Origin of the sequence: Desulfovibrio sp. Huiquan2017 (assembly GCF_017351175.1) — a bacterium.
Taxonomy (GTDB): domain Bacteria; phylum Desulfobacterota; class Desulfovibrionia; order Desulfovibrionales; family Desulfovibrionaceae; genus Pseudodesulfovibrio.
Genome location: NZ_JAFMPN010000011.1, coordinates 78,261 through 104,611 on the forward strand (window position 1 = coordinate 78,261; position 26,351 = coordinate 104,611).

24 protein-coding genes are annotated in these 26,351 nt (G+C 62.7%); 11 read left to right on the plus strand and 13 right to left on the minus strand.

Annotation, left to right across the window (positions count from 1 at the left end; translation table 11 throughout):
* Position 1: 1 nt before the first annotated feature.
* Positions 2 to 1,255 carry an HD-GYP domain-containing protein gene (locus J0909_RS10915; protein ID WP_207262786.1) on the minus strand — a complete coding sequence of 418 codons (1,254 nt, stop codon included), beginning with the start codon at positions 1,253 to 1,255 and terminating at the stop codon, positions 2 to 4.
* A 314-nt stretch (positions 1,256 to 1,569) separates the two neighbouring features.
* On the opposite strand from J0909_RS10915, the gene J0909_RS10920 reads away from it, so the two are divergent.
* A complete protein-coding gene (locus tag J0909_RS10920; protein ID WP_207262788.1) occupies positions 1,570 to 2,151 on the plus strand; it encodes a phage connector family protein in 582 nt (193 codons plus the stop codon).
* Positions 2,152 to 2,190: 39 nt separating this feature from the next.
* On the opposite strand, the gene J0909_RS10925 is transcribed toward J0909_RS10920, so the two are convergent.
* From J0909_RS10925 to J0909_RS10935, 3 genes are all read right to left on the minus strand, one after another.
* On the minus strand, positions 2,191 to 3,465 hold the full coding sequence (locus tag J0909_RS10925; protein WP_207262790.1) for a transcription antitermination factor NusB: 1,275 nt from the start codon (positions 3,463 to 3,465) through the stop codon (positions 2,191 to 2,193).
* Positions 3,466 to 3,555: 90 nt separating this feature from the next.
* Entirely contained in the window at positions 3,556 to 3,747 is a 192-nt protein-coding gene (locus tag J0909_RS10930) for a hypothetical protein (RefSeq protein ID WP_207262792.1), read from the minus strand.
* Positions 3,748 to 3,764: 17 nt separating this feature from the next.
* Positions 3,765 to 5,666 (minus strand): molybdopterin-dependent oxidoreductase, encoded by a 1,902-nt coding sequence (locus J0909_RS10935; protein WP_207262794.1) that lies wholly within the window; start codon positions 5,664 to 5,666, stop codon positions 3,765 to 3,767.
* A gap of 195 nt (positions 5,667 to 5,861) precedes the next feature.
* Between J0909_RS10935 and hisS the strand changes: the two genes are divergently transcribed.
* From hisS to J0909_RS10960, 5 genes are all read left to right on the plus strand, one after another.
* The gene (hisS, locus tag J0909_RS10940) at positions 5,862 to 7,103 is read left to right on the plus strand and encodes a histidine--tRNA ligase (RefSeq protein WP_207262796.1); all 1,242 of its coding nucleotides are present in this window, start codon (positions 5,862 to 5,864) and stop codon (positions 7,101 to 7,103) included.
* Positions 7,104 to 7,314: 211 nt separating this feature from the next.
* A complete protein-coding gene (gene aspS, locus J0909_RS10945) occupies positions 7,315 to 9,135 on the plus strand; it encodes an aspartate--tRNA ligase (RefSeq protein ID WP_207262798.1) in 1,821 nt (606 codons plus the stop codon).
* A 273-nt stretch (positions 9,136 to 9,408) separates the two neighbouring features.
* Positions 9,409 to 9,903: a peptide deformylase gene (def, locus tag J0909_RS10950; protein WP_207262800.1), complete on the plus strand. Its 495-nt coding sequence runs from the start codon at positions 9,409 to 9,411 to the stop codon at positions 9,901 to 9,903.
* Complete coding sequence (fmt, locus tag J0909_RS10955; protein WP_207262802.1) at positions 9,894 to 10,895, plus strand: methionyl-tRNA formyltransferase; 1,002 nt, start codon at positions 9,894 to 9,896, stop codon at positions 10,893 to 10,895. Before def ends, fmt begins: the two co-directional genes overlap by 10 nt.
* The gene (locus J0909_RS10960) at positions 10,886 to 11,725 is read left to right on the plus strand and encodes a DUF116 domain-containing protein (protein ID WP_207262805.1); all 840 of its coding nucleotides are present in this window, start codon (positions 10,886 to 10,888) and stop codon (positions 11,723 to 11,725) included. The genes fmt and J0909_RS10960 overlap by 10 nt, the downstream gene beginning before the upstream one ends.
* 103 nt (positions 11,726 to 11,828) lie before the next feature.
* On the opposite strand, the gene serS is transcribed toward J0909_RS10960, so the two are convergent.
* From serS to J0909_RS10980, 4 genes are all read right to left on the minus strand, one after another.
* Entirely contained in the window at positions 11,829 to 13,106 is a 1,278-nt protein-coding gene (gene serS / locus J0909_RS10965) for a serine--tRNA ligase (RefSeq protein WP_207262807.1), read from the minus strand.
* A 42-nt stretch (positions 13,107 to 13,148) separates the two neighbouring features.
* Positions 13,149 to 13,808, minus strand: a complete 660-nt coding sequence (cmk, locus tag J0909_RS10970; RefSeq protein WP_207262808.1) for a (d)CMP kinase — start codon at positions 13,806 to 13,808, stop codon at positions 13,149 to 13,151.
* Positions 13,801 to 14,901: a histidinol-phosphate transaminase gene (hisC, locus tag J0909_RS10975; protein ID WP_207262810.1), complete on the minus strand. Its 1,101-nt coding sequence runs from the start codon at positions 14,899 to 14,901 to the stop codon at positions 13,801 to 13,803. Before hisC ends, cmk begins: the two co-directional genes overlap by 8 nt.
* Before the next feature lie 267 nt (positions 14,902 to 15,168).
* Complete coding sequence (locus J0909_RS10980; RefSeq protein WP_207262812.1) at positions 15,169 to 15,609, minus strand: universal stress protein; 441 nt, start codon at positions 15,607 to 15,609, stop codon at positions 15,169 to 15,171.
* A 271-nt stretch (positions 15,610 to 15,880) separates the two neighbouring features.
* Here J0909_RS10980 and J0909_RS10985 point away from each other — a divergent pair, with 271 nt between their 5' ends.
* Complete coding sequence (locus J0909_RS10985) at positions 15,881 to 16,351, plus strand: hypothetical protein (protein WP_207262814.1); 471 nt, start codon at positions 15,881 to 15,883, stop codon at positions 16,349 to 16,351.
* Between the two features lie 474 nt (positions 16,352 to 16,825).
* On the opposite strand, the gene J0909_RS10990 is transcribed toward J0909_RS10985, so the two are convergent.
* The 5 genes from J0909_RS10990 to J0909_RS11010 all read right to left on the minus strand — a co-directional run bounded on the left by J0909_RS10990 (position 16,826) and on the right by J0909_RS11010 (position 21,636).
* Entirely contained in the window at positions 16,826 to 17,548 is a 723-nt protein-coding gene (locus J0909_RS10990; protein ID WP_207262816.1) for an ABC transporter ATP-binding protein, read from the minus strand.
* 4 nt (positions 17,549 to 17,552) lie between these two features.
* Entirely contained in the window at positions 17,553 to 18,743 is a 1,191-nt protein-coding gene (locus J0909_RS10995; protein ID WP_207262818.1) for an ABC transporter permease subunit, read from the minus strand.
* Positions 18,724 to 19,626: a branched-chain amino acid ABC transporter permease gene (locus J0909_RS11000; RefSeq protein WP_207262820.1), complete on the minus strand. Its 903-nt coding sequence runs from the start codon at positions 19,624 to 19,626 to the stop codon at positions 18,724 to 18,726. The genes J0909_RS10995 and J0909_RS11000 overlap by 20 nt, the downstream gene beginning before the upstream one ends.
* A 61-nt stretch (positions 19,627 to 19,687) precedes the next feature.
* Positions 19,688 to 20,839 (minus strand): branched-chain amino acid ABC transporter substrate-binding protein, encoded by a 1,152-nt coding sequence (locus J0909_RS11005; RefSeq protein WP_207262822.1) that lies wholly within the window; start codon positions 20,837 to 20,839, stop codon positions 19,688 to 19,690.
* Between the two features lie 41 nt (positions 20,840 to 20,880).
* Complete coding sequence (locus J0909_RS11010) at positions 20,881 to 21,636, minus strand: ABC transporter ATP-binding protein (RefSeq protein ID WP_207262824.1); 756 nt, start codon at positions 21,634 to 21,636, stop codon at positions 20,881 to 20,883.
* A gap of 343 nt (positions 21,637 to 21,979) precedes the next feature.
* Here J0909_RS11010 and J0909_RS11015 point away from each other — a divergent pair, with 343 nt between their 5' ends.
* From J0909_RS11015 to J0909_RS11030, 4 genes are all read left to right on the plus strand, one after another.
* Entirely contained in the window at positions 21,980 to 22,735 is a 756-nt protein-coding gene (locus J0909_RS11015; protein ID WP_207262826.1) for an SDR family oxidoreductase, read from the plus strand.
* Positions 22,736 to 23,062: 327 nt separating this feature from the next.
* Positions 23,063 to 24,403 carry a CHASE2 domain-containing protein gene (locus tag J0909_RS11020; RefSeq protein ID WP_207262828.1) on the plus strand — a complete coding sequence of 447 codons (1,341 nt, stop codon included), beginning with the start codon at positions 23,063 to 23,065 and terminating at the stop codon, positions 24,401 to 24,403.
* The gene (locus J0909_RS11025; protein ID WP_207262830.1) at positions 24,400 to 24,771 is read left to right on the plus strand and encodes a hypothetical protein; all 372 of its coding nucleotides are present in this window, start codon (positions 24,400 to 24,402) and stop codon (positions 24,769 to 24,771) included. The genes J0909_RS11020 and J0909_RS11025 overlap by 4 nt, the downstream gene beginning before the upstream one ends.
* A gap of 17 nt (positions 24,772 to 24,788) precedes the next feature.
* Complete coding sequence (locus J0909_RS11030; protein WP_207262832.1) at positions 24,789 to 26,309, plus strand: M48 family metallopeptidase; 1,521 nt, start codon at positions 24,789 to 24,791, stop codon at positions 26,307 to 26,309.
* The last annotated feature ends 42 nt before the right edge of the window (positions 26,310 to 26,351 follow it).

Sequence of the window (26,351 nt, forward strand, 5' to 3'; positions counted from 1 at the left end):
GTTATCTGGAGCTTTCGGCGAAATGCCGGAACTCGGCCAAGGCGCGACTCTGGACCATGGCCCGGACCGCGTCCAACTGGTCGTGGTTCTCTATGACCAGGTTGACGATGTCCATGTCCAGAAATCCGTTGTCCGCCATGGAGCGGAGCACGGCCACGACACGCTCGCGGGGCATGCCCTTGCGGTAGGGCCGGTCCTCGGTGATGGCCGTGTGCACGTCCGCCACCTGCATGATCCGGGAGCCTAGGGACAAGTCCTTGTCGGTCAATCCCAGGGGATACCCCTTGCCGTTGAGCCGCTCATGGTGCTGGCAGGCCCAATCCGCCACTTCGCCCAGCCCGGGGATGGAATGCAGGACTTCGGCGCAGACCGTGGCGTGATCCTTGATCCGGACGTATTCGTCCTCGTCCAGGGCGCCCGGCTTGTCCAGCAGGACCGTGGGCACGGCCAGCTTGCCGATGTCGTGCAGGTTTGCGGCCAGCCGCATGGCTTTCTGTTCCTGCTCGCTCATGCCCGCCAACCGGGCCAGTTGGACCGCGGTTTCGGCCACGCCCGCCGTGTGGGTGGCCGTGTGGCGGCTTCGGAAGTCGATGATCCGGGTGAAGAAACCCGAAAAGTCGATGAGCTGGTCCGGGGTGATGCGCACGTCGAGTAAATCCTTGGAGAGCATCTCGCGCACGGGACGGTCCATGTCCTCGACCAGGGGCCAGAAGATGCCTCCCTCGGCCAGCTCCTTGAAGGCCTGGAGCAGCTCCGGGGCGTACAGGTCCGAGGTAAACCCGGCCACGGCCCGTTCCACCGCCTCGCGTTCGAGCCCCTTGGAGCCCGTCCGGCGCAGGATGTCCACTCGGTCGGCCAGGTTGACAATGTTGGACAGCAGCAGGGTTTCGCGGTCGCCCTCCTGTCGAACGACCCGCAAATCCCTCCAACTGGTGTGGTGATAGAGGACGATGCGCGAAGCGCGATCCAGGAAGGGGTGATCCTTGAGCAGCCGGTAGCCGACCACGGCATGCTCCTCCAGGTCCGCGTCGAAGCTCAGCCCGTCCAGGGCCAGGTCCATGGAAAAGGCCCCGATGTCGTGGAGTAACCCGGCCAGAAGCAGATCGACCAGGGAAGAGGCCCCGATGCCCACATGGCCGCCCAGAAGGGCCGACCCCAGCCCCACCCGCCGGTGGTGGCCTGTGACCGTAGGTGAAATATAGTCCAGAGCGGAGGATATGCCGCAGGCAAGGTCGATGAGAGAAACGTTTTCCATGTCGAATCACACTATCTTGTACGAATATTCAAAAAACTAAACCGCGCTCTTGAAGAATCGCCGCTTGCCCGGCCGCTGCCAATTATATTTCCATTCCGGGCACAGGGGCCACAACATATCCGCCACAGGTTGTCAACAACCGGTGACATAGCCGCCCCGGCGACCACCGGTCCCGAACCATGTCAAGTTGATTTTCCCTGCCGATCGAACGCTTTTCCCTGCCATTCGTTGCCCGAAGCCGGGTGCGCGAAAAACCCGTGGTACGCTGTCCGCACCGGGATGCCCGCAACCCTAGCCAAACGAGGAACACGCCAATGGCAACGAGTGTGATTGAAATCTGCAACAATGCCCTGTTGGACCTGGGAGAGGACGCGATCATGTCCCTGGGAGACAATTCCAAGGCCGCCGGGCTGTGCAACCACCGCTGGCCCTCGGTGCGCGACGCCGTGTTGCGCGCCCACCCGTGGAACTGCGCCATGGCCCAGGCCGAACTGGCCGCCGGGGCCACGGCCCCCTTGTGGAAATGGGCCTACAAGTATGTCCTGCCCACGGATTTCCTGCGGATCATCGCCATCACCGGTGCGGACGGCGAGGAGGTGGGGGATTGGGAAATCCAGGCCGGGATCATCCTCTGCGACGAGAACGCCCCGATTTTCATCTCCTACGTGCGCCGGGAGACCGACCCCAAGAAGTATGACGCCCTGCTGGCCGAGGCCCTGTCCGCGCGGCTGGGGGCCACCCTGGCCTACCCTCTGTCCGGGTCCACGTCCCTGGCCCAGTCGTGTTGGAAGGCCTATCAGGAGAAGCTGGCCGAGGCGCGCGGCGTGAACGCCCGCGAGGGCGTACCCGAGTCCGTGACGCCGACCACATGGCTGGGAGCCAAGTTCGGGGGCTGACAAAAAGGCGGCGCGGCCCGAATCGGGCCGCGCCGAAAACTATTTTACGGACAGGGAGGCCGCGTAGAAGAACTCGTTCAACGGCGAGTCGGACGGGGTGGTCCATTCGCGCTCGACCCGAACCCGCTCGTGGTCACCGGCGAACCGGGTGACGAGCCCCTGGTTCTCCTCGGGATTGAGAGTACAGGTGATGACCGCGATACGCCCGCCGGGCCGGACCCGCTCCAGGGCGTTGTCCAGGATCTCCCGCTGCAACAGGGTCAGGTCCCCGAGATCGGCGGGCCGACGCTTCCATTTGGTGTCCGGGCGGCGCGAAAGCACGCCCAGCCCCGAGCACGGCATATCCAGGAGGATGACGCCGGGCACGCGGGGCGGTTCGGCCTCGGCCGCGTTGGCCTCGAAGGTCTCCACCCCGGGCAGTTCGCGGCACAGCGCGGCCAGGCGGCCCCGATGCGGGTCCGAGGCGAACACGTCGAGCCCCTTTTCCAGCAACACGCGGGTCTTGCCCCCCCGTCCGGCGCAGGCGTCCCAGACCGGGCCGTCCCAGGTCTCCGGCTCCAGGGCTTCCATGGCCTGGCGCGCGGCAAAGGACTGCCGGGCCAGGGGAGGGTCGGGTTCGCCCTCGAAAGCGGTACCCGCGGGCAGGGCGAAACTCATGCCGTCGATATCAAGAAGCTCGGGCCAGCTCGAAATCTCGGTGTACAGGGCGTCCGCCTCGGGGTGGCCGAAGAGGTTGAAGCCGAGCGCCGGGGGTCGAAGCTGAGCCTCCAGATAGTCGATGGCCGTCTTCTCCCCGTATTCGCGCCACCACAGGTCCACCAGCCATTGCGGGCAGGAGTACCAGCGAGACAGAAATTCCGGCAGGGAGGCGTCCTTGCGGAAAAAGTCGGGATCATGGGCGTCGTCGCCCAATTCGGACACCCGCCGAAGCACGGCGTTGAACAATCCGGCCAACCGCGCGCCCGGCTTGGACTTGGAAAACTCCACGGCCCAATCCACCGAGGCGTAGGCCGGGACCTTGTCCAGAAACAGAATTTCGTAGGCGGCCACACCCATGGCCAAACGCATCTTGGGATTGAGCTTCCCGGGATCCTTGAGGAACCTTGAAAGGACGTACTCAAGGCGGCCCTTAAGCCGCAGGTATCCGTAACTCAACTCCGTGGCCAGGCCTTGGTCGCGCGGGTCGTCCACGCCGGAGGACAGGGCCGCATCCAGGGAGGCCTGGATGTCCTGCTTGTTCATGAGACAACGAAACAGGGCTTCGAGCGCCACCCGCCTGGCGGCGGGCAAGGGCTTGGAGGAACGTGCTTGCATATCTGCCCTCTTACGCGCCGAGAACCCTATTTGGCAAGAGGCTCGACCCGACAGCCGCGTGACGAATTTGCGCCTTTCAGCAGCCGACCGTTATTCGAAAAGCTTTTTGGCGGCATTACCCGCGTCTTCGGCGGCCTTGTCCATCTGCTGGCCCGCCTCCTGGGCGGCCTTGTCGATTTTCTTGCCCGCCTTCTCCATGGGGCCTTCCTCGCTGCAGCCCACGGCCATGGCCACAAAGACGAGCAGACAGACCACAACGATAACTTTTTTGAATAATTTCATGGTAATAACATCTCCATTTATCGGTTTTCCAGGCGGCACGACTGGCTGTAATAGGCCATACCGAAGGCCATGTCCGTGACGGACGGACGGATGATGGCGTTGGCACCGTGGCCGTATTTCATCCACCCGCCCCGGCGCATGAGGACGGCCCGGGGGTGCAGGTCGTCAACGGTCCGGACCCGGACCTCCATGGCCCCGAGGTCCGTGACCAGATATACGTCGGATTCCGGGTCCAGGACACCAAAAGCGGGATTGGCCCGCGAAATCCATACCGAGGGCACGCCGCGCTGCTCCGCCTCGGGGATCTGCGAATGCAGAAAATCGCCGTGCACCACGGTCAGGAGTTGCAAGGGGTAATCCGGGTCCCGCCCAGGTTCGGGATGCAGCGCCTCGGGGAAGCGATACAGCCCGTCCAGATGGCCGAAGACCAGATTCTCGAAGGCCACGAAGGGATGGTTGACCCGGGCGAAGCCGTTCTCCCGCAACTCGTCAAAGGACACGCCCGAGCGCTTCAAGCCCTCGAGCAGACAAGTCTCCTCGTCCGGGAAGCGGACGGGCTCGCGCAACCGCGCCCCCAGGTCGGCCAGCACATCGAAATCCGGCCGGGCCAGGCCGCGCGGCGGGACGGCCGGAGCGCAGAGATTGACGTAATTATGGAGACAGGAACCGACCACGTCGCGCTGCTCGAACATGAGCGCAGGCGGCAGGATCACATCCGCGCACAGGGCCGTGTCGTTCAGGAATCCGTCCACCACCACCGTGAAGGGGGCCGTCAGCGCCCCGGCCACGGCCAGGCTGTCCGGGACCTGGTTGACCACGTTGTGCCCGTCGATCCAGACGAATTCCACGGGCGGATCGGCCCGGCGCAATTCCGCGCCCAGGTCTTGCAACAGCAGCCGCCGTGGCGTCTCCCGCTTCGCGCCGCCCTCGATCAGATGGGCCCAGGAACCGAGGTTGCGGCCCGAAGAAATGTTGAAATAGGCCCCCCCGCCGCGCACGCCGATGTTCCCGGAAACCATGGCCACGGCATTGATGAAGCGGACGTTCTCCCCGCCGAAGAGATAGCGCTGCAAGCCCCAGCCCAGGAGGGTGGCCGTATTGCCCCGATCCGCGTACCACTCGTAGACCATCTCCGCGTCTGCGGGCGGGACCTCGCAGGCCGCGCACAACTCCGTAAACCGCAGGCCGTCCACGAGCCCGCGCAGGGCGGGCCAGTTCTTGGTCCGGGTCAGGACCCACGGGTTGAGATCCCCCGCCTCCAGAAAGAGCTTGAGCACGGCGGCGGCCAGGAAACGGTCCGTACCCGGCCGGATGATCACGTTGACGTCGGAGAACTCGGGCGTGCCGTCGCCGCCCGGGGAGATGCTCAGGACCTCGACGCCCTTTTGCCGCGCTTTTTTCAGCAGGGCGAGCTGGTGCACGGAGCAACGGGTCAAATCCCGGCCCCAATTGACCACCCGGTCGCTGTTGAGGATATCCTCGGGGTCGTTGTGATTGAGCGCGCCGAAGTCGCGCAGGCAGGCCTCGATGCCGGTGTCGTCGCACAGGCAGCCGTACACCGAGGACGCGCCCAGGCGCTCGAAAAAGTTGGTGCTGGCCTGACCGAGAATGCCGCGATAGCCGTGGCCGTGAATGTGCAGAATGGTCTCGGGCGCACGCCGGGCCGCGTCGAGCCGGGCCGCGACGAGGTCGAGCGCCGTGTCCCAGTCCGTGGGCTCCAAGCGGTCCCCGCGCCGGACCAACGGTTCGGTGACGCGCTCGTCCGAATCCAGCCGTTGCAGGTAACGGGCCCCCTTCTTGCAACAAAAGCCCTTGGTGAACGGGTGGTTCGGGTTTCCCCGGATAGTCCGCTTTTCGGTATCGACCAGCAGCGAACAGGCGTCGCCGCAATCCATGGTGCATGCCGTAACGGTCTTCATACGCATTCTCCTTGCCCCGGACAGTGGATAATTTGATGCGAGAGGTCAAATCAAAAGAACCGGCCCCGCCCATCGGCTTCCCCTATGGCGGCCGGACGCCGAAATACGCGGCGCACGTTTTGACAATCATGCCCGTTTGGTCTAACCAGATTCGGTTCCACCGACCCGATCATATTTAAGGATATTGGACGCGACATGGCGAAAGTACAAAAAATAAAGGGATTCGCGGATCTTTTCCCGGAAGAGGCCGCCAAGTACACTTTCATGGAGGCCTGCGCCCGCGAGGTCTTCTCGTGCTACGGTTTCGGCGAACTGCGCACGCCCATCCTGGAGAAAACCGAACTGTTCCAGAAGTCCATCGGCGAGGACACCGACGTGGTCGGCAAGGAGATGTTCACCTTCCCGGACCGCAAGGGCCGCTCCCTGACCATGCGCCCCGAGGCCACGGCGGGCGTGGTCCGCGCGTTCATCGAATCCAAGACGCATCAGCCGGGCAACATTTCGAAATTCTTCACCTTCGGCCCCATGTTCCGGTACGAGCGCCCGCAAAAGGGCCGCCAGCGCCAGTTCCATCAGATCAACGCGGAGTGCTTCGGAGCGGACGAGCCCCAGGCCGACGCCGAGTTGATCCTCATGCTGACCACGTTCCTGCGCCGCATCGGCCTCAAGGCCCTGACCGTGGAGCTCAACTCCCTAGGCTGCCACGAATGCCGTCCGGCCTACAAGCAGGCCCTGGTGGACTACTACCACTCCAAGGACAAGGCGAACTTCTGCGAGGACTGTCGGCGGCGCATGGAGACCAACCCCCTGCGCGTGCTCGACTGCAAGGTGCCCTCCTGCAAGGAACTGGTCCAGGACGCCCCGCTGATCACCGATCACCTCTGCCCGGACTGCGAGGCCCACTTCGCGGACGTGCGCGCCGTACTCGACGGGGCGGGCGTGGCCTATACCCTGAATCCCCGCCTGGTGCGCGGCCTGGACTACTACGTGCGCACCTGCTTTGAAGTGACCAGCCTCGACATCGGGTCCCAGACCTCGGTGGCGGGCGGCGGCCGGTACGACGGCCTGATCAAGAGCCTGGACGGCCCGGACTGCCCGGGCACCGGCTTCGCCTGCGGCATGGAGCGCCTCGCCCTGCTGCTCGACGACGTCGCGCCCAAGGCCCCGGACTTCTACCTGGCCGTGGTGGACCAGAGCGCGGCCAACGAAGCCATGCTCTTTGCCCAGGCCCTGCGCGACAAAGGCCTGAACGGCGAGGTCAGCTTCGCGGGCGGCTCCATGAAATCCCGCATGCGCGCAGCCAACAAATCCGGCGCCCAAACCTGCCTGATCCTGGGCGGAAGCGAATTGGCCGACAAGACCGTCACGGTCAAGGACATGGCCGGGGACAAGGAACAGGAAACCGTGGACCGGGCCCTGTACCTGGCGAATTTGTAGGGAAAGAGACTGCCGCTGCACGGCGGGGTCGAGCGGCTTCGCCGCAGGGTACTGTACTCGAGCCTTCATGGTGTGGATACTGCCCGCCGAAGGCGCGACAAAAAGTTTTGGAAGATTCTCAAGAAACCTTTTTCAAAAGGTGTCTTGAGCCGCCGGAGGCAAGCCCCCGCAGGGGGAGCCGGAGGCATAAATACGAGATACCGGAGACACAATGTCCGAACAAGAGAGAGATTACGACGAGTTCCGCGTCATAGAGGACCTGGCGGGCTGGCGGCGCACGCACCACAACAACGAACTGACGGCCGCCGACATGGACGCGGAAGTCTGTCTCATGGGCTGGGTCCAGTTCCGCCGCGACCACGGCGGGCTGATCTTCCTGGACTTGCGCGATCGCGAAGGGCTGACCCAGGTGGTCTTCAACCCCGCGGACAACGCCGAGGTGCATGAACGCGCCCACGCCATCCGCCCCGAGTACGTGGTGGCGGTCAAGGGCAAGGTCCGCCCCCGTCCCGAGGGCATGGCCAATCCGAGCATGGTCACCGGCGAGATCGAGATCGAAGTCTCGGACTACAAGTTGCTGAACACCTCGGAAACCCCGCCCTTCCCCATCGAAGACCGCGTGGAGGTCTCCGAGAACCTGCGTCTCAAGTACCGCTTTCTGGATCTCAGACGCCCCTCCCTGGCCCGCAATTTCATCCTGCGCAACAAGGCCGCCCAGTCGGTGCGCCGCTACCTGGACGGGCTCGGCTTCCTGGAGGTGGAAACTCCGGTGCTGACCAAGTCCACCCCCGAGGGCGCGCGCGACTTCCTGGTGCCCTCCCGGGTCAACCAGGGCGAGTTCTACGCCCTGCCCCAGTCCCCGCAACTGTTCAAGCAGATGCTCATGGTCTCGGGCATGGACCGCTATTTCCAGATCGTCAAATGCTTCCGCGACGAGGACCTGCGCGCCGACCGCCAGCCCGAATTCACCCAGATCGACATCGAAATGTCGTTCGTGGACGAGGCGCTCATCCAGGAGATGGCCGAGGGCATGGTCCGGACCCTGTTCAAGGAGACCATCGGCGTTGACCTGCCCGATCCGTTCCCGCGCATGACCTTCGCCGACGCCATGCGCGATTACGGCGTGGACAAGCCGGACCTGCGCTTCGAGCTCAAGCACATCGACATCACCGATGTGTTCAAGAACTCCGGGTTCAAGGTCTTTGCCTCCTCCGAGCTGGTCAAGGTCATGGTCGTGCCCGGCGGAGCCGAGCTGTCCCGCAAGGAGATCGACGAGTACACCAAGTTCGTCGAGATCTACGGCTCCAAGGGCTTGGCCTGGATCAAGGTCAAGGAGGACGGCGAGTGGCAGTCCCCCATCGTCAAATTCTTCTCCGAGGACGAGATCGCCACCCTGCGCGAGCGCTCCGGCTGCAAGCCCGGTGACATCCTGTTCTTCCAGGCCGGTCCGGCGGACATCGCCAACGCCGCTCTGGGCAACCTGCGCTGCGAACTGGGCAAGCGGTTCGGCCTGATCAAGGAAGGCGAATTCAAGCCCGTCTGGATCACGGACTTCCCGCTGCTCGAATGGGACCCGGACGAAAAGCGGTTCGTGGCCCGGCACCACCCCTTCACCTCGGCCCGGCCCGAGCAGATGCAGGTTCTCAAGGACGATCCGGGCCAGGCCATCGCCCGGGCCTACGACATCGTCATGAACGGCTATGAAGTGGGCGGCGGCTCCATCCGCATCCACACCGAGGACCAGCAGAAGGCCATGTTCGCCGCCCTGGGCATCCAGGAGGACGAGGCTAGAGAGAAGTTCGGATTTCTCATGGACGCCCTCAAGTTCGGCGCGCCGCCCCACGGCGGCATCGCCTTCGGCCTGGACCGGCTGATCATGATCCTGACCGGCTCCAAGTCCATCCGCGACGTCATCGCCTTCCCCAAGACCCAGAAGGCCACCTGCCTCATGACCGAGGCCCCGTCCGAGGTCCCCAGCAAGCAGCTGCGCGAATTGGGCATCCGGTTGCGCGAAAAGAAAAAAGAAGAATAGCAAGCCGGGCGGGAGGGAAGTGGGCAAGCCGCTGCCCTCCCGTCCTCTTCACGGCGTTCCCCGCCTTTTCGCGGGCAGAGCGGGCCATGGGAACGCCTACCGAATCCGGCTGGTTTCATTTTGGAACTGGCCTTTTGAATTTCCGTACTTATTGGGATATTAGATATTGTCACTCACGCCGCAAACGGACCCGACGTTCCCCTCCTCCCTCCCCGCGGCGCGACGAAATATTCAGGAAAACGAGGGGATACGGGTCCGCAGGAGGCAACCGCTATGAAATTGCAGATATGTACCTGGCCCGATGAGGTCCTGGAGGCCAAGGCCGAACCCGTGGCCGAGATCACGCCGGAGCTGAACGAACTCATCGACGACATGGTCCAGACCATGTACGAATCCGACGGCGTTGGACTGGCCGCGCCCCAGGTCAACCGGTCCATCCGGCTGATCTGCGTGGACCAGACCGGCCCCAAGGAACGCGGCGAGCTGCGCGTGCTGATCAACCCGGAAATCGTGGAATGCGACGGCGAGGTGGAGTCCGAAGAGGGCTGCCTGAGCTGCCCGGAGCTGAACGTCAAGGTCACGCGTAAGGAGCGGGTCAAGGTCAAGGCCATGGACCGCGAAGGCAAGGACGTCTGCGTGGAGACGGACGGCCTCCTGGCCATCATCCTGCAACACGAAATTGACCACCTGGACGGCGTGACCCTGGCCGACCGCACGGGGCGCTTAAAAAAAGCCATGTACCGCAAGAAGGCCCTTCGATGGAAGTAACCGCCAACGGGGCGAACTCGCCCGAATCCTGGGGCGCGGTGGATCTCAAACCCCTGCGCGTGGTCTTCATGGGCACCCCGGATTTCGCGGCCGAGGCCCTCGAAATCCTGCTCAAATTCGACGCCGCCGACGTCGTGGCCGTGTACACCCAGCCGGACCGCCCGTGCGGACGCGGCAGGCAGTGCCGCCCCTCGGCCGTGAAGGAAGTGGCGCTCAAGCACGACATTCCGGTCCACCAGCCGGTCAACTTCAAGGACCCGGCGGACGTGGCCGAACTCGCCGCCCTCAAGCCGGACGTCCTGGTGGTGGCGGCCTACGGGCTGATCCTGCCGCAGAGCGTGCTCGACATCCCGACCGTTCTGCCCCTGAACATCCACGCTTCGCTGCTGCCCCACTGGCGCGGCGCGGCCCCCATCCAACGGGCCGTGGAAAACGGCGACGTGGTCACCGGCATCTCGATCATGAAGATGGAGGCTGGCCTGGACACCGGCCCCGTCATGGTCCAGCGCGCCCTGCGCATCGGATACAACGACCATGCAGGCACCATCCACGACGAACTGGCCCGGCTCGGCGGCATCTGCATCTGCGAGGCCCTGGCCCGCTTGCAGACCGGGGCCTACGACCTCAAGCCCCAGGACGACTCCCTGGCCACCTACGCGAAAAAGCTGGAAAAGAAGGAAGGCGAGATCGACTGGAGCCAACCCGCCGAGGCGATCCACAACCGCATCCGGGCCATGTATCCCTGGCCCGGGGCGTTCTTCGACTGGACCAACCCCGAAGGCAAGAACCTGCGTCTGCACGTGACCCCGGGCGAGATCTCCGAGGAGTCGGCCCCCAAGGTCGCGCCCGGCACCATCCTGGGCGAGATGGACGGCAAGCTGGCCATCACCACGGCGGACAGCATATACTTGACCCCGGAAGTCAAGCCCCAGGGCAAAAAAGCCATGGACGCCACGGCCTTCACCTGCGGGTACATGAAGGAATGCAAATAGGAACGCCTTTAGACCAGCCCCGGTCCGTGCACCGGGCGCGCAAGCGCCTGTTCGTCGGATTGATCAGCATTTCCTGCCTGGTCATCTGCGTCTTTCTGACGTTGCTCTGGCTGGTGCCGTACATCGGCCTGGACAACATCCACCCGGCGGCCAAATGGGTCCTCGGCGCGCTGGTCCTCGCCCTCATCGCCATGGTCTGCGTGGCCTACTGGGGACTGTTCCTGAACATCGTCACCAGGAAGCCCCTGCTCGGCGCGCAACGGTTCCGAGGATTGACCATCAAGCTCTTCCTGCCGCTCATGGTCCTGCTGGGCCGGGCACTTGGCTTCGACAAGGAGCAGATCATGCTCTCGTTCATCTCGGTGAACAATGAGCTCGTCCTGGCCGAGGCCGGGCGGTACGCGCCGAGGGACATTCTCCTGCTCATGCCCCACTGCCTCCAGAACTCCAAGTGCGACCGGCGGCTGACCTACGACATCAACAACTGCGTGCGCTGCGGCAAATGCCCCATGGCAGGCTTGCTCGGGCTGCACGACAAGTACGGCGTGAACCTGGCCATCGCCACGGGCGGGACCATCGCCCGTCGCATCGTGGTCCAGCTCCGGCCCCGGCTGATCATCGCCGTGGCCTGCTACCGCGACCTTTCCTCGGGCATCCAGGACACCTATCCCCTGCCGGTCTACGGCGTGCTCAACGAACGGCCGCACGGCCCCTGCCTCGATACCACGGTCTCCCTGCCCATCGTCGAGAAAATGCTGGATCGCTTCATCGACCCGGACAAGGCCAAAGACGGCCGGACCATCTCCACGGGCCAGGCGGCCCGGAGATAATCCCTTGGCGCAGGCCGCCTCACGGGCGGACTCGCCATGCCGATAAAAAAAAGGCCGGGAAAGCGCTCGCTTTCCCGGCCGTATCGTCTTCTCGTCACGCCCGTTACGGTGTGACCACCTCGATTCCGCCCATGTAGGGCTTGAGCACCTCGGGGATGACCACCGAACCGTCGGCCTGCTGGTAGTTCTCCAGCACGGCGACGAGACAGCGGCCCACGGCCAGGCCTGAGCCGTTCAAGGTGTGGGGATAGAGCTTCTTCTTGGAATCCTTGTCCTGAAAGCGGATGTTGGCCCGCCGCGCTTGAAAGTCCCCGCAATTGGAGCAGGAGGAGATTTCGCGGTACTTGCCCTGGCCGGGCAGCCAAACCTCGATGTCGTAGGTCTTGGCCGCGCTGAAGCCGATATCGCCGGTGCACAGGGTGATGGTCCGGTAGTGCAGCCCGAGCAATTCCAGGATGCGCTCGGCACAATGGGTCATCTCCTCCAATGCCTCGTAGGAGTGGTCGGGATGGGCGAAGTTGACCATCTCCACTTTATAGAACTGGTGCAGGCGGATCAGCCCCTTGGTGTCCTTGCCGTAGGAACCGGCCTCGGACCGGAAGCACGGAGTCTGGGCGCAGAATTTGACCGGCAGCTTCTCCGCGGGGATGACCTCGTCCGCGTAGATGTTGGTCAGGGGCACCTCGGCCGTGGGGATGAGATAGAGTTCGCGCTCGTCGGTGAGTTTAAACAGGTCTTCCTCGAACTTGGGCAATTGGCCCGTGCCGGTCATGGTCTTTTTGTTGACGATGAACGGGGGCAGAACCTCGGTGTAACCATGTTGTTCGGTCTGGGTATCGAGCATGAACTGGGCCAGGGCGCGCTCCAGCCGGGCACACCAGCCGAAGCTGAGGGAGAACCGGGATCCGGCCAGCTTGGCCGCGCGCTCGAAGTCCAGGCCGCCCAGGGCGGTGCCCAGCTCCCAGTGCTCCTTGGGCTCGAAATCCATGACCGGCTTCTCGCCCCAATAACGCAAGACGGGATTGTCTTCCTCGCCCGCGCCCTCGGGCACGGACTCGTGGGGGATGTTGGGCACGGCCATCAGCCAGTCCTGTTCGGCCTTCTCCACCTCGGCCAGCTCGCGGTCGAGCTCTTTGGTGCGTTCGGCCACATCACTCATTTTCTCCAGCAAATCCGACGCGTTCTCGCCCGCCCGCTTGCGTTTGGCGATCTCCGGTCCCACGGCGTTTTTCTCGGCTTTGAGGGATTCCACCTCGCCGATGAGCTGCTTGCGCCGCGCATCCAGGTCGGTGAACTCGCGCACATCTATCTTGGAATGGCGCTTTTCCAGGCTCTCGCGGACCAGTTCCGGGTCCTTTTGCATCAGTTTCAGATCAAGCATGACGAAATATCTCCTAAAAATGGCTTCGCTATAGGGTGTATCCTAGGCCACGGCTTCTTTCAAGACGCCCAGGACCTGGTCCCTGTCCATGCCCGTGGTGTCGATGACCATCGCGTCGTCGGCCGCCTTGAGCGGTGCCACGGCCCGGTTGCGGTCCTGAGCGTCGCGTTTGGCGATCCGCTCCTCAAGCGCGGCCAGATCGGCAGGGCTGCCCAGTTCCCGCAATTGCAGGAACCGACGGCGGGCGCGCTCCGCCACGGAGGCGTCCAGGAAAAACTTGTACGGGGCGTCCGGGAAGACCACGGTGCCCATGTCGCGCCCTTCGGCCACCAGGGAATACTTCTCCCCCATCGCCTGTTGGGCCCGTTTCAGAAAGGTTCGGATGACCGGCAGGGTGGCGATGTTCGAGGCCCACATGCCGACCTCCTCGGTGCGGATCTCGTCCCCGATGGGGGTGCCGTTCAGGGACAGCACCGAGTCCTCGCCCACCCCGGACAGACCGTATTCAAAATCATCCAACGCCGCTTCAAGCCTGGCCTCCGGCCATTCCCAGGCCCCCGGGCCGAGCTTCCAGGCCACGGACCGAAACATGGCCCCGGTGTCCAGGTACGGGATGCCGAGCAACCGGGCCAACCGCTTGGCCATGGTGGACTTGCCCACTCCGGCCGGGCCGTCGATGGTCACGATCAGGGCGTCACCCATTGAGAACGTCTCCCAGGGTCTTGATGAACAGCCCGTTTTCCTTGTCCGTGCCCATGTTCACGCGGATGCACTCGGGCATGCCGAAGCTGCCCAGGTGGCGAACGATGATCCCGCGTTCGAGCAGGGTCTGGAAGACCGTCTTGGCATCCATGGGCGGCTGAAACATGACGAAATTGGACTGGCTGGGCCAGACCTTGCAACCGAGCCGGGTCAGTTCGGTGGTGAAATACTCGCGCCCGCGCATGACCGTGGCCAGGGTTTCGTTGAAGAAGACCTCATCCTCGAGCGCGGCCAGCCCGGCCTCCTCGGCCAGCAGGTTGACCGTGAACGGGATGCGCGCGTTTCTGAGCAGCGCGGCCACCTGGGGGGGCATGATCCCGTACCCCAACCGCATGCCCGCCAGGCCGTAGGCCTTGGAAAAAGTGCGCAGGCAGACCAGATTCTCGAACTTGTCGAAAGCCTGGACCGGCGAATAGGACTCCGGCGGCCAGGCGAACTCGATGTACGCCTCGTCCACCACCAGCAGGCAGTCCTTGGGCAACACGCCCGCCAGCACGGACAGGTCCTCCACTCCGGCGGCCAGCCCCGTGGGGTTGTCCGGGCTGGTCACCACGACCATGGCCGTGTTTTCGTCCGCGGCCTCGGCCAGCCCGTCCAAGGGCAACGCGTAATCCTCGCCGCGCGGGACCACCCGGTATTCCAGGCCGCACAGCTTGGCGCACATGCCGTACATGGCGAAGCTATGCTCGTAGAAGACCACGTTGGACTTGCCGGGGATGCACTTCATGCGGAAAAGCATGTCGATGATCTCGTCCGACCCGTTGCCCACCAGCACGCACTCCGCAGGCACCCCGACGCTCTCGGCCACGGCTTCGGTCAGCCTCGGCGTGTGGTTTTCCGGATACCGGAAGGCCCGCGACGCGTTGCGCTCAATGGCCTTCATGACCAGCGGAGACGTGCCCAGCGGGTTCTCGTTACTGGCCAGCTTGATGACCGAGGTCAAGCCGTAGCGTTCCTGGATCTGCTCGATGGTCAGACCCGGCACGTATGGGGCGAAATCCAGGATCTCCGGACGAACGGTAAATTTTCTCATCACTCTCTCCTCGATAGACAAACCCTGCTGTGGGCGTCTCCGGCGGCTTAAGAAGCTCCAAAACGTTTTTGCGCCTTCGGCAGGGCCGTGCGGACGCGGATAGCCACGCCGTCCCGTCCCTGAGAGTCCTTTTCGCTCCTCCTCGCAAAGCGTCCAAAAAATATAGGAGGGGAGCGGGGAGGGAGGTCCGGGGGAGGCTTTCCGCCCATAAAAAAAGGAACGGCCGAAACCGTTCCTTTATATGGTTTACGTCGGTCCGTAAAGGAACTAGCTGGGTCGAATGGTGAGGACCGGAGCCTTGGAGCTCTTGACCACCTTTTCGGCCACGGAGCCGAAGAGAATGCGGTCGATGCCCTTGCGGCCATGGGTTCCCATGACGACCATGTCGCACTTTTCCGCTTCACTGATGGCCAGGATTTCCTCGGCGGGGTAGCCGGTGACAACCTTGCCTTCCACGCTCAGATCGCTGAAGTTTTCCTTGACGAAAGCATTCATGGTGTCCTCGGCGCCGGTAACGATTTCGCCCACGAAGCTCTCAATGGAGCTGGGCGGCACGTGGAAGCCCACGTACTGGCTCAGCGACGGCGCCACGTAAAGCACCAAAACCTGCGCCCCGGAGCACTTGGCCATCATGCTGGCGTACTCGGCCACCAGGGGGCTGTAATCCGAAAAATCAACCGCGCATAAAACCTTCTTGATTTCAGCCATGTTCATTTTCCTCCTTGCTTATGGTCCACCTCCCGCCAAAACGGGGGGGAATGAATCCTGCCTACCCTTTTTATGCCTCCCCCGCTCCTGATAGACAACCTTTTTCTTCTGCATTACAGTTGTCCCATGGATGATCGCCAGCCGGGCCCGGCGGCAGAATTTTCCGGGCCTTTCGTCAAAAAGGATAATATTTTTCAGCAGGTTGTCAACAGGATGGCCTTGGCAAGATTCTTGCTAAATCAAAGGCAAACCACAGGATAGGAGTTGAACCATGAAGATCCGTCCTGATCAGATCGAGGGCGTCCAGCCGGAACAAACGCAACGTCGCAACAAGACGACGCAGTCCGAATCGGCCTTTGGGGATATTCTCAATCAGGAAGTGGCGCGGGGAGAGGCGAAAGCCTCGCAGGCCCTAACGCCGCCGATGATCGTGAACCCCCTGCTTGCCGCCGGAACCGTCGTCAACGTGCAGGCCGTATCCGACAACGGCGCTGAAATCGCGGGCCAGGTGGAATCCATTCTCGACAAGTGGGACGACTACGCCGCCACCCTCGCCGACCCCGAGGCCGGACTCAAGTCCGCCTACGGCACCCTCGACGAGATCGCCGGCGACGTGGCCAGCCTCAAGGCCGGACAACCCGACCTCGGCGCCACCCACCCCGGACTCAAGTCCATCGTCGATGAACTGGAAACCCTCGCCGCAGCCGAACAGTTCAAGTTCAACCGCGGCGATTACGCCTAATCCGAATCCGCCCACCATTTCGCCCGGCCCGGTCCACCAAAGTGGGCCGGGCCGCCCTCTTTCTCGGGGGGCGCCTCCGGCGGCCGGGGGAAGGGGAGAGGGAAACCCTTTGAAAAGGGCTTTCCCTCTCCCCTTCCCCCGGACCCCCATCCCCTCTCCCTTCCTAAACTTTTTGTGCCGCTTCGCGGGGTGCTGACGCGGCGGGAAACCTCCGGGCCGATCTCGGGCCGCAGGGCTTTCCCCCCTCCCCCTCTGAAGCGATTTCGGATGCGCCAACGCCCGACAGCGGCTTTTATCCTGACGTACTGCCGTCCTTGGAATAAGCTTGGGAGAGAGAATCAGCCGTACAAAATCTTATGCCGGAGATACAGACCAGGGGGGTATTTCACCGCAGCGTAGCCGTCTGCGTGAGGATGAAAGCCCCCGAAAGCGACGCGGCTTCCGGGGGCTTCTCGAATTCTATAACTTTGACGGCTATTCACCCAGATACGCTTTGCGTATGTCCGGATTCGCCAGCAACGCCCCCGCCTCGTCCTCCATGACGACATTGCCGGTTTCGAGGACATAGCCCCGGGTGGCGGCCTGGAGGGCGAGGTTGGCGTTCTGTTCGACCAGGACCACGGTGACGCCCTGCCCGTTGATCATCTTGACGATGTCGAAGATCTGCTTGACCAGGAGCGGGGCCAGTCCCATGGACGGCTCGTCCAGGAGCAGGACCTTGGGGCGGCTCATGAGCGCGCGGGCCATGGCCAGCATCTGCTGTTCGCCGCCCGACAGGGTGCCGCCGAGTTGCTTGCGCCGCTCGCGCAGCTTGGGGAACAGGTTGAAGACGCGCTCCACGTCTTCCTTGATGCCTATGGCGTCGCGTCGGAAAAACGCGCCCATGTCCAGGTTTTCGAGTACGGTCAGGCGCGGAAAGATGCGCCGCCCTTCGGGCACCTGGCACAAGCCCATGGTCGGCAGGATGTCCGAATTCACGCCATTGATGCGCTCGCCCCGGTACAGGATGTCGCCGGACACGGCTTTGATGATGTTGCAGATGGTCATCAGCGTGGTGGATTTGCCCGCGCCGTTGGCCCCGATGATGGAGACCACCTCGCCTTCGAAGACCTTGAGCGAAATGCCTTTCAGGGCCTGGATGCGGCCATAGGCCGAGACCACGTTGCGCAGTTCGAGAATGGGAGTCTTGTCCGTCATGTGATTATTCCGCCTCCTCGGACCGGCTGCCGACGCGCTTGGCGGGCCAGATGCCCGCCGGGCGGATGAGCATCATCAGGGTCATGGCGCCGCCGAACACGAGCATGCGGTAGAGTTCGAATTCGCGGAAAAGCTCGGGCAGGGCCACCAGGGCGAGCACGCCGAGGATGACGCCGGGGATGGACCCCATGCCGCCGAGGATGACCATGGCCAGGACCATGGCGGATTCCAGGAAAGTGAAGGATTCGGGCCCGACGAACTTCATGCGCGCGGCGAAGAACGCTCCGGCGATTCCGGCGAAGGTCGCGCCCATGGCGTAAGCCAGCAGCTTGAGCAGAAAGGTGTTCACGCCCATGAGTTCGGCGGCGGTCTCGTCCTCGCGGATGGCCTCCCAGGCCCGTCCGACGCGCGAATAGTTCAGGCGGTAGACCGAGAGGATGGTCACCACGGCCAGGCCGAGGATGACGTAGTACATGCTCGACAGGGAACGGAACTCGAAGCCGAGCAGCTCGGGCCGGGGGATGGACAGGATACCGTTGGGGCCGTTGGTCAAGGACATCCAGTTGTTCAGGATGAGCCGGACGATCTCGCCGAACCCCAGGGTGACGATGGCCAGGTAGTCCCCGCGCATGCGCAGGGTCGGGTAGCCGATGATGCAGCCCGCGATGGCCGCGATGACGGCGGCAATGGGCAGGCAGAGCCAGAAGGACAGGCCGTAGTTGACGCTCAGAATGGCGTAGGTATAGGCGCCCACGCCGTAGAAGGCGATGTAGCCGAGATCAAGGAGCCCGGCCAGCCCGACGACCACGTTCAGGCCCAGGCCGAGGCAAACGTAGATGAGCACGCTGATGGCCACATCGTGCGCGTAGCGTTCGGTGACCAGGGGGTAGACGACGGCCCCGGCCAGGACGATACCCAGGAGCAGCCAGGTGGGCGCTTTCGCGTAGGCCGTGCCGATGGCCCCGGCCGCCCCCTTGACGGGCTTGTCCACGACGTCGAGGTAGCCCGCCTCCTTGACCTGGTAGAAAAACATGATGAAGACCGCGGCCACGGCCACGTAGCCGAAGACTTTAAAGGTCGCGGCGAACTCCAGCCCCTCCGGCTTGATGCCGAGCATGGGCCACAGGAGCAGAAGGAACCAGAGCAGCCCGACGCCGCAGGCCACCCACAGCCGTTTAGACTCGCGTATCGTCAACGTTCTCTCCCATGATGCCGGTGGGTTTGAAGTACAGTACGCCGATCAGGATGACGAAGGCGAACACGTCCTTGTACTCTCCGGAGATGTATCCGGCGGCGAAGATTTCGACCATGCCGATGATCAGCCCGCCGACGAGCGCCCCGGTGATGTTCCCGATGCCGCCGAGCACGGCCGCCGCAAAGGCTTTGATGCCGGGCACGAACCCCATGGTGTAGTTGACCGAGCCGTAGTACAGGCCGACCATGATGCCCGCCGCCGCGGCCAGCCCCGCGCCCACGGCGAAGGTCAGGGCGATGATCCGGTTGGAGTTGATGCCGACCAGGGCGGACATGACCTTGTCCTGGGCCGTGGCTCGCATGGCCCGGCCGATGCGCGTCTTGAAGACGAGGATGTTCAGGCCGACCAGGAGCGACGCGGTCACCGCCACTATGAGGATCTGCATGTAGGAGATGGACAGGGCCCCCACCTCGAACCCGCCGGAGGTGATTTCGGTGGGATAGGCCCGGTCGTAAACGCCCTGGGTGAGCATCAGCCCGTTTTGCAGGAAGATGGACATGCCCAGGGCCGAGAGCAGCGCCGCCAGACGCGAGGCCTGCCGGAGCGGTTTGTAGGCGAGTTGTTCGACGGCCATGGCCAGCAGGGCGCAATAGCCCATGGACAGGACCAGGGAGATGACCAGGCAGGCGTAGGGATGCAGCCCCTGGGAAGAAAGATAGGAGATCAGGATCACACCCATATAGCCGCCCGCCGCGAAAAACTCGCCGTGAGCGAAGTTGATGAGCTGGATGATGCCGTAGACCATGGTGTAGCCCAGGGCGATGAGGGCGTAGACCCCGCCGAGCGTGATGCCGTTGATCAACTGCTGAAGAAAAAAGTCCATGATGTTCCAGTATCCGGGGTCCCGCCATGGCGGGACCCCGGTTGGTTAGACGGGTTGAAGCCTAGTACTTTTCGCCGGTCAGGGAGTTCCAGTAGGGCACGAACTTGCCGCCCTGGATCTTGTACACGGTATAGTTGGACCCGGAGTCGCCGTTCTCCTGGTAGCTGATCTGCTTGGAGGCGCCGGTAAAGTCCAGCTTGAGCAGTTCGTCGCGGACCTTGGCCGGGTCGGTGGTGCCCGCGGCCTTGACGGCCATCAGGTACGCGGTGGCGGAGTCGAAGGAATAGGCGGAGTACGCGCCGGGGGCGTTGCCGGTCTTGGCCGTGTATTTGGTCTGGAACTCCTTGAACTTGGGAGCATCCTTATCAATGGCGCCGAAGGTGCAGTACATGCCCTCGGCATCGGCCTTGGCGATCTCCATGAGTTTCGGATGATAAACGGCGTCCTGGCCCATGAGGATGGCGTCGATGCCCATGCGCCGGGCCTGGATGACCATGAGCGCGCCCGTGGCGGAGTTCTGCAGGGAGATGTAGAACAAGTCGGGGTGGGCGGCCTTGACCTTGGTCAGCACGGCGGAATAGTCCTTGTCGCCCTGGTTGACATGGTCGTGCTCAAGGACCTTGATGCCCGCGGCCTCGGCGGCGGCGGCCACGCCCTCGGCCAATCCCTGGGAATAGGTGGTCTTGTCGTCCACGATAAAGATGGTCTTGACGTGCTCGACATCCTTCATGAACTTGACGGCGGCCGGGGCCTGGTGATCGTCACGCCCGCAGGTGCGGAACATGTATTTCAGGCCGCGCTCAGTGACCTTGGGGCTGGTGGATGCCGGGGTGAGCATGATGATGCTTTCCTCGGCCAGGGTCTCGGACGCGGGGATGGTCGAGCTGGAGCAATACGCGCCGACCACGGCGGAGACTTTCTCGTTGATCAGCTTGTTGGCTGCGGCAACGGCCTGTTTCGGGTCGCAGGCGGTGTCTTCGGAAACCATTTCGATCTTGGAAAATCCGGGAATGCCGCCAGCCTCGTTGAAGACCTCCACGGCGATCTCCGCACCCTGGCGGATGTCGTTGCCGTCGGCGGCGTAGGGGCCGGTCAGCGGAGACATGGTGCCGATCTTGAGGACCTGTTCGCCTTTCTTCTCTTCGCCGCCGCAGCCCGCAAAGAGCATACCCAGAGCGAGCAGGGCCACTGCGAGTACCAGTAAACGTTTCATAAACACTCTCTCCATTCGTTGCGGTTCAGCCAGCCTCTCTCTTACTGGCCCAAATATGCCTCGATCACATCGGGGTTGCGCTGAATCTCTTCAGGCTTTCCCTCGGCGATCATTACACCGTGGTCGAGAACAATAATGCGGTTGCAGATGCCCATGACGACCTTCATATCGTGTTCCACCATAAGCACGTTGATGCCCAGGTCGGTGATCCGGCCGATGGACTCCATGAGCTCCTTGGATTCCGCCGGATTCAGTCCGGCGGCGGGCTCGTCCAAAAGAATGGTGCGCGGTTCGCTGGCCAGGGCGCGGGCGATCTCAAGCCGGCGCTGATGGCCGTAGGGCATGTTACAGGCAACCTCATCGGACCTGCGTCCCAACCCCATGAAATCCAACGCCTTCTGCGACTTCTCGATGATCCGTTCTTCCTCGCGCCGCTGGCCCGGGCTGCGCAGGATCGCGCTGACCACGCCGGACTTGGAGCGGCTGTGCTGGGCGACCATGCAATTCTCCAGGGCGGTCATGTTCTGGAAAAGGCGGATGTTCTGGAAAGTCCGGGCAATGCCCATGGACAGGACCTGATATGGCCTCAGGCCCGTAATCCTCGTGCCGTCGTAGGAAACCGAACCGCCGGACGCCTTGTACACGCCGGTGATGACGTTGAAGACCGTGGTCTTGCCCGCCCCGTTGGGCCCGATCAGGCCCACGACCTCGCCCTCGGACACGGAAAAGGCCACGTCGGTCAGGGCCTGCAATCCGCCGAAACGGACACAGATGTCGTCAAGAATAAGATTTGCCATATTTACCTAATAAAATAGTAGAAATCATCGGCCGAGACAACGGGGCGACACCCCGTTCGCCATCTCAATCTTTTGAAATGACGCCATTTTTTGGTTGTACATCACTACTTACCTTATTTGACAAAAAAAGTCTAATACTCGCCGTATTTGTGGATCATCTGGTGAAAATTTGGCAAATTTTGACCAACCGTGAATTTTATTCCGAAGGATACGCGTTTTAGAGGGCAAAAATGGGTTTTACCGTGAATTAGTGACTTCCAGCCGCGTTCGTGCCAGAATCGGACTTCGCTTCCCGGAACGCCCACGGGCACATCCTCGTTCAGACATTCAAAGGAGTTCGACAATGGCAAAAACCATACTCATCACCGGCGCCACCGCCGGATTCGGCCAAGCCATGGCCCGCCGCTTCGCGGCCGAAGGCTGGAACCTCGTCATCACCGGCCGCCGCGCCCAACGCCTCGACGACCTCAAAGCCGCCCTCTCCCCGGCCAAGGTACACATCCTGAGCTTCGACGTGCGCGACCGCGAGGCGTGCGACCAAGCCATACAAAGCTTGCCCGGCGAGTTCGCGAACATCGACGTCCTGGTCAACAACGCGGGCCTGGCGCTGGGCCTGGAGCCCGCCCAGGCGTGCAATCTGGACGATTGGGACATCATGATCGACACGAACATCAAGGGGCTGACCTACATGACCCGCGCCGTGCTGCCCGGCATGGTCGAGCGCAATGCCGGACATGTGGTCAACCTCGGCTCCGTGGCCGGGAACTACCCCTACCCGGGCGGCAATTGCTACGGCGGCACCAAGGCCTTCGTGAACCACTTCTCCAAGAACCTGCGCGCCGACCTGCTCGGCACCAAGGTCCGCGTGACCAACATCGAACCCGGCATGTGCGAAACCGAGTTCTCCGTGGTCCGTTTCAAGGGCGACAAAGACGCCGCCGACCAGGTTTACGAAGGCGTCCAAGCCATCACCGCCGACGACATCGCCGAATGCGTCTTCTGGACCACCAACCTGCCCACGCACGTAAACATCAACTCTCTGGAAGTCATGCCCGTGCAGCAGGCCTTCTCCCCGTTCGCCGTTTCAAGAGACAAGTAGGGCCTCCGGCGTCCCCTCCCCCAAACAGCAACGTCCGGGTCCGCTCTTCCGCGGACTCGGACGTTTTTTCGTGGCGCGGGCGACGTATCGACTTTATCGATTCACCGACAGCCCAACACTCGCAAAAACATTACAAGGACATATCATACCCGCTTGAGCATACATTCATACCTTGATAGGGAATTACTATATTGTATGTGAGGGGTTTTCGTTCGGACAATGGACACGTCTTCAGCTTCGAACTCATCCTCGTCCAGGCCTTCGCAACGCCTTGCCGTCAAGGGTTTTGCCGAGCTCTGCGGCGACTTTTTTCTTCGACCGCGCGGAATGCGCCGGTTCGGCTGTTACGCCCGCCGCTGGCGTTGGGTGCGACGCATCGCCGAGGCCTGCTCCAGACACCCTCTGGCCGACATCGCCGTCGGGACCTTTACGCTCTGGTGCTGCTCCGGACTCATCCTGTCCTTCCTCGACCCCTTCGGCCTGAGCACCGCTTCCGACGCCTATTCCCAACTGATCATCGACCGCGTCACGGCCCCTTTCTATCACTCCCCGGGGCAGGACCGCATCGCCGTGGTCCTGATCGACGACACAACCCTCGACGAACTTGGCGAGGGATGGCCTCCGCCCTACGACGTTTACGCCAACCTTCTCTACCGCATCCTGCGCCAACAGCCCAAGGCCGTGTTCATGGACATCCTGCTCGAACGGCTCCGGGAACGCGACCGGGAGTCCTTCGAGGTAGCCCACGCCAACCTATCCGCGACCGTGCCCAGATTCGGCATCCCAGTGGTCCTGGCCAGGTCGACGCTGGACGCGGACAATCTGTTTGCGGACATTCCGGGCATCGAAACGGCCATGGTCGCCTGGACCTCGGCCGAATACCCCCTGTGGGACACCGCCGGACGCGGCCCCTCGCCCGCCCCTCTGCTCTACCGCCACCTTTGCGCCGATGCGGCCGATGGCTCAGCGGCGTGCGCTCACGGTTTCCCTCCCGCCCAGGGCGCCCCCATGGCCGTGCAGTGGGGATGCGCCGTTTCCAAAGTCATGCAAGACCGAAATCTGCTTCCCAAAGGGAAACTCTTCGTGGCCCCGACATGGGGAGAACGGGGCTCCCGGTCCGTCGAACTGCTCTGGCGAAGCCTTTTGGCGGGAATCGACCAAGACGCAATGGATAAAGCGCGCGAACGCATCCCGTACGCGGTCACGGTCATGGCACATGACCTGGGCAACCCCCAGATCCGAGGCCTGCTCAAGGACCGTGTAGTGTTGGTCGGCGCGGCCCTGGCGGGCTTCAACGATGTGGTCGAGACCCCGGTCAACGGCCAACTACCCGGAGTCTATTACCACGCCATGGCCCTGGACAACCTGACCCGCTACGGCGCGCGTTATTTCACCAACCCGCCGCAAAGTATTCCCCTGTTCCTGGGCATGGCCATGCTCATGGCCGCCATGTCCGCCATCATGTACCACAGACACAAAAAGCTGGGCTCCCTATACGTTTACGTATCCAGCCTCATCACCCTCGGCTTGGTGCTCGTCCTGTATTGCGGCTTCAAAATCGCCCCGCAGAATTGGATCGGCTATTCCCTGTTGACCTTGCTCGCCAAATCCATACAAACCCCTGACCGGGACACTCTGGCCCCCGAAAACAAGGAGCGCATTTCATGACCCGACTGGCCTGCCTGCTTACTTTCATCCTTTCGTTGAGCCTGCCCCTGCCGCTCATGGCCGCAGGCCCAGCCCAAGCCATCACGCACTACGAGACCGACCCGGTGGTTTACTTCGTCAAGACGGGAAACAGTTTCGCCATAGGCGGCGAAACGGCCGTATCCGATCTGCCGGGCACGCCCGTACCGGTTGTCCGGGAGGAACCAAACGGCTTCCTGATGATCAAACACAACGGCCAGCAGATGTGGTTCGACCCCATGGATGTGACCACCTCCACGAACAAGACCGCCGCAGGGTGCCAGCAATCCGTGGGAACCAAGTCCGGGCTGCGGAACTTTGCCACGCACGGCATCGGTGAGAACCAATAGCAACCAAGGGGATCCCCATGTTTCGATCGCTTCCGCTCATTGTGCTTACGCTCGTTTTGTGTTCCGCCTGCCAAACACCCGGAGTGAAGGACGTCCAATCCTGGGTGGGCGCAGGTGAGCCCGAAGGCCGATTTATTGATCAATTCAAGGAACCAGCCTCGGGCGACGCCGCCTTGTCCCCGGACACCCAGGCGGCCACACCGGGCGAAGAGGTCTCGGCCGGGAAAGAGGAACCGAAGTCGCCGACCATCAGTATCCCTGAGAAGGCCCTCACCGGACAGCGGCTGTCCATCGGCGTGGCCCGCAACAAGAATATCGAGGCATACCTCAATTCCGTACTGAAGAAGCTCCAACAAGCCTGGCCCAGAGAGTCCGTGTCGAGCTATGTTTTCCTTCGCCCCAGCCCGGAATTCAACGCCTACAGCACGGATCAGGCAATCTTCGTGGACTACGGCTTGCTCCGCGCCCTGGAGAGCGAGGACGAAGTCGCCGCTCTGCTGGCACACGAATACTCGCACATCCTGCTCGGCCATCAATCCCTGCAAAGCTGGAGCTCCATGATCGGGTTCGCCGTCGAAGCATACCAGACCTCGACGGCGGTCCAATATCAGACCAGCGGGAACACGGATAATCTGATCAAGAACGCCGTGTTGGGCACGGCGGCAGACAAGCTGGGGCAAGAGGCTTTCATCCCCGTCTTCAGCCGGGAGAACGAGGAGGAAGCCGACGCCCTGGGCACGGACCTGCTGCTCGCCGCCCATTACTCGCCCATGGGCATGGTCCACATGCTGCAACGGTTGACTTCCTGGGAGGCCCTGCTTGAACAACGCAAGGAGGAGGCCAGGAAGGCTGCGGAAGAGGAAAAGGCCAAGGACGGGAAGCGCGAATTTTCCATGGACAAATTGTTCGCCGACCTGGGCAAGGCCACTGATAAGATAGGAAGGCGGCACTATGCGGCCACGGAACGCCTTCAGACGGTCAAAAGCTACGTTCGCGCCAACTACGCGCAGACCCCGCGCAATGCCCTGCTGACCGCGCCATACCAGGTGGTCTTCGCCTCCTCGGTGACCAAGCGGTACTTCAGCGGTCTGGACGACATGGAAAACGCCAAGAAGAAACTCCTCGCAGGCCAGCAAAAGGACGCCCTCAAGCTCATCCGCTCCCACCGCTGCACCGCCCTGACCGAAGCAGTCCCCTACATTCGTTCCCTGGCATGCCGAATCGCGACCGCAAACGGCAAACCCATGCTCAAGGCCTTGCAGGCCGACTGCCAGCGTGACGACACGCTGCTCGCCGAATACAAAGACCTCATGGCGCGTTATGAGCCCAAAGCCCCAGACAAGGCCCTGACCGTGGCCGACACGGCTTATGAGAGTCTCGACAAAACCGAGGTTCTCCTGCCGGACCTCATCCGGCTAAACAGAAAAGTCGGCGACGAAGGCAAGACCCTGGCCTACTTCCTGACTTGCAAGACAAGCGGCAATTCCGAGCTCGTCGCCCTGTGCCAGGAGAACCTCGACACGAAAAAAGAAAAATAAGCCAAGGGGTTGAAGGCGGAATAAATCACCGTACGGCCAGCG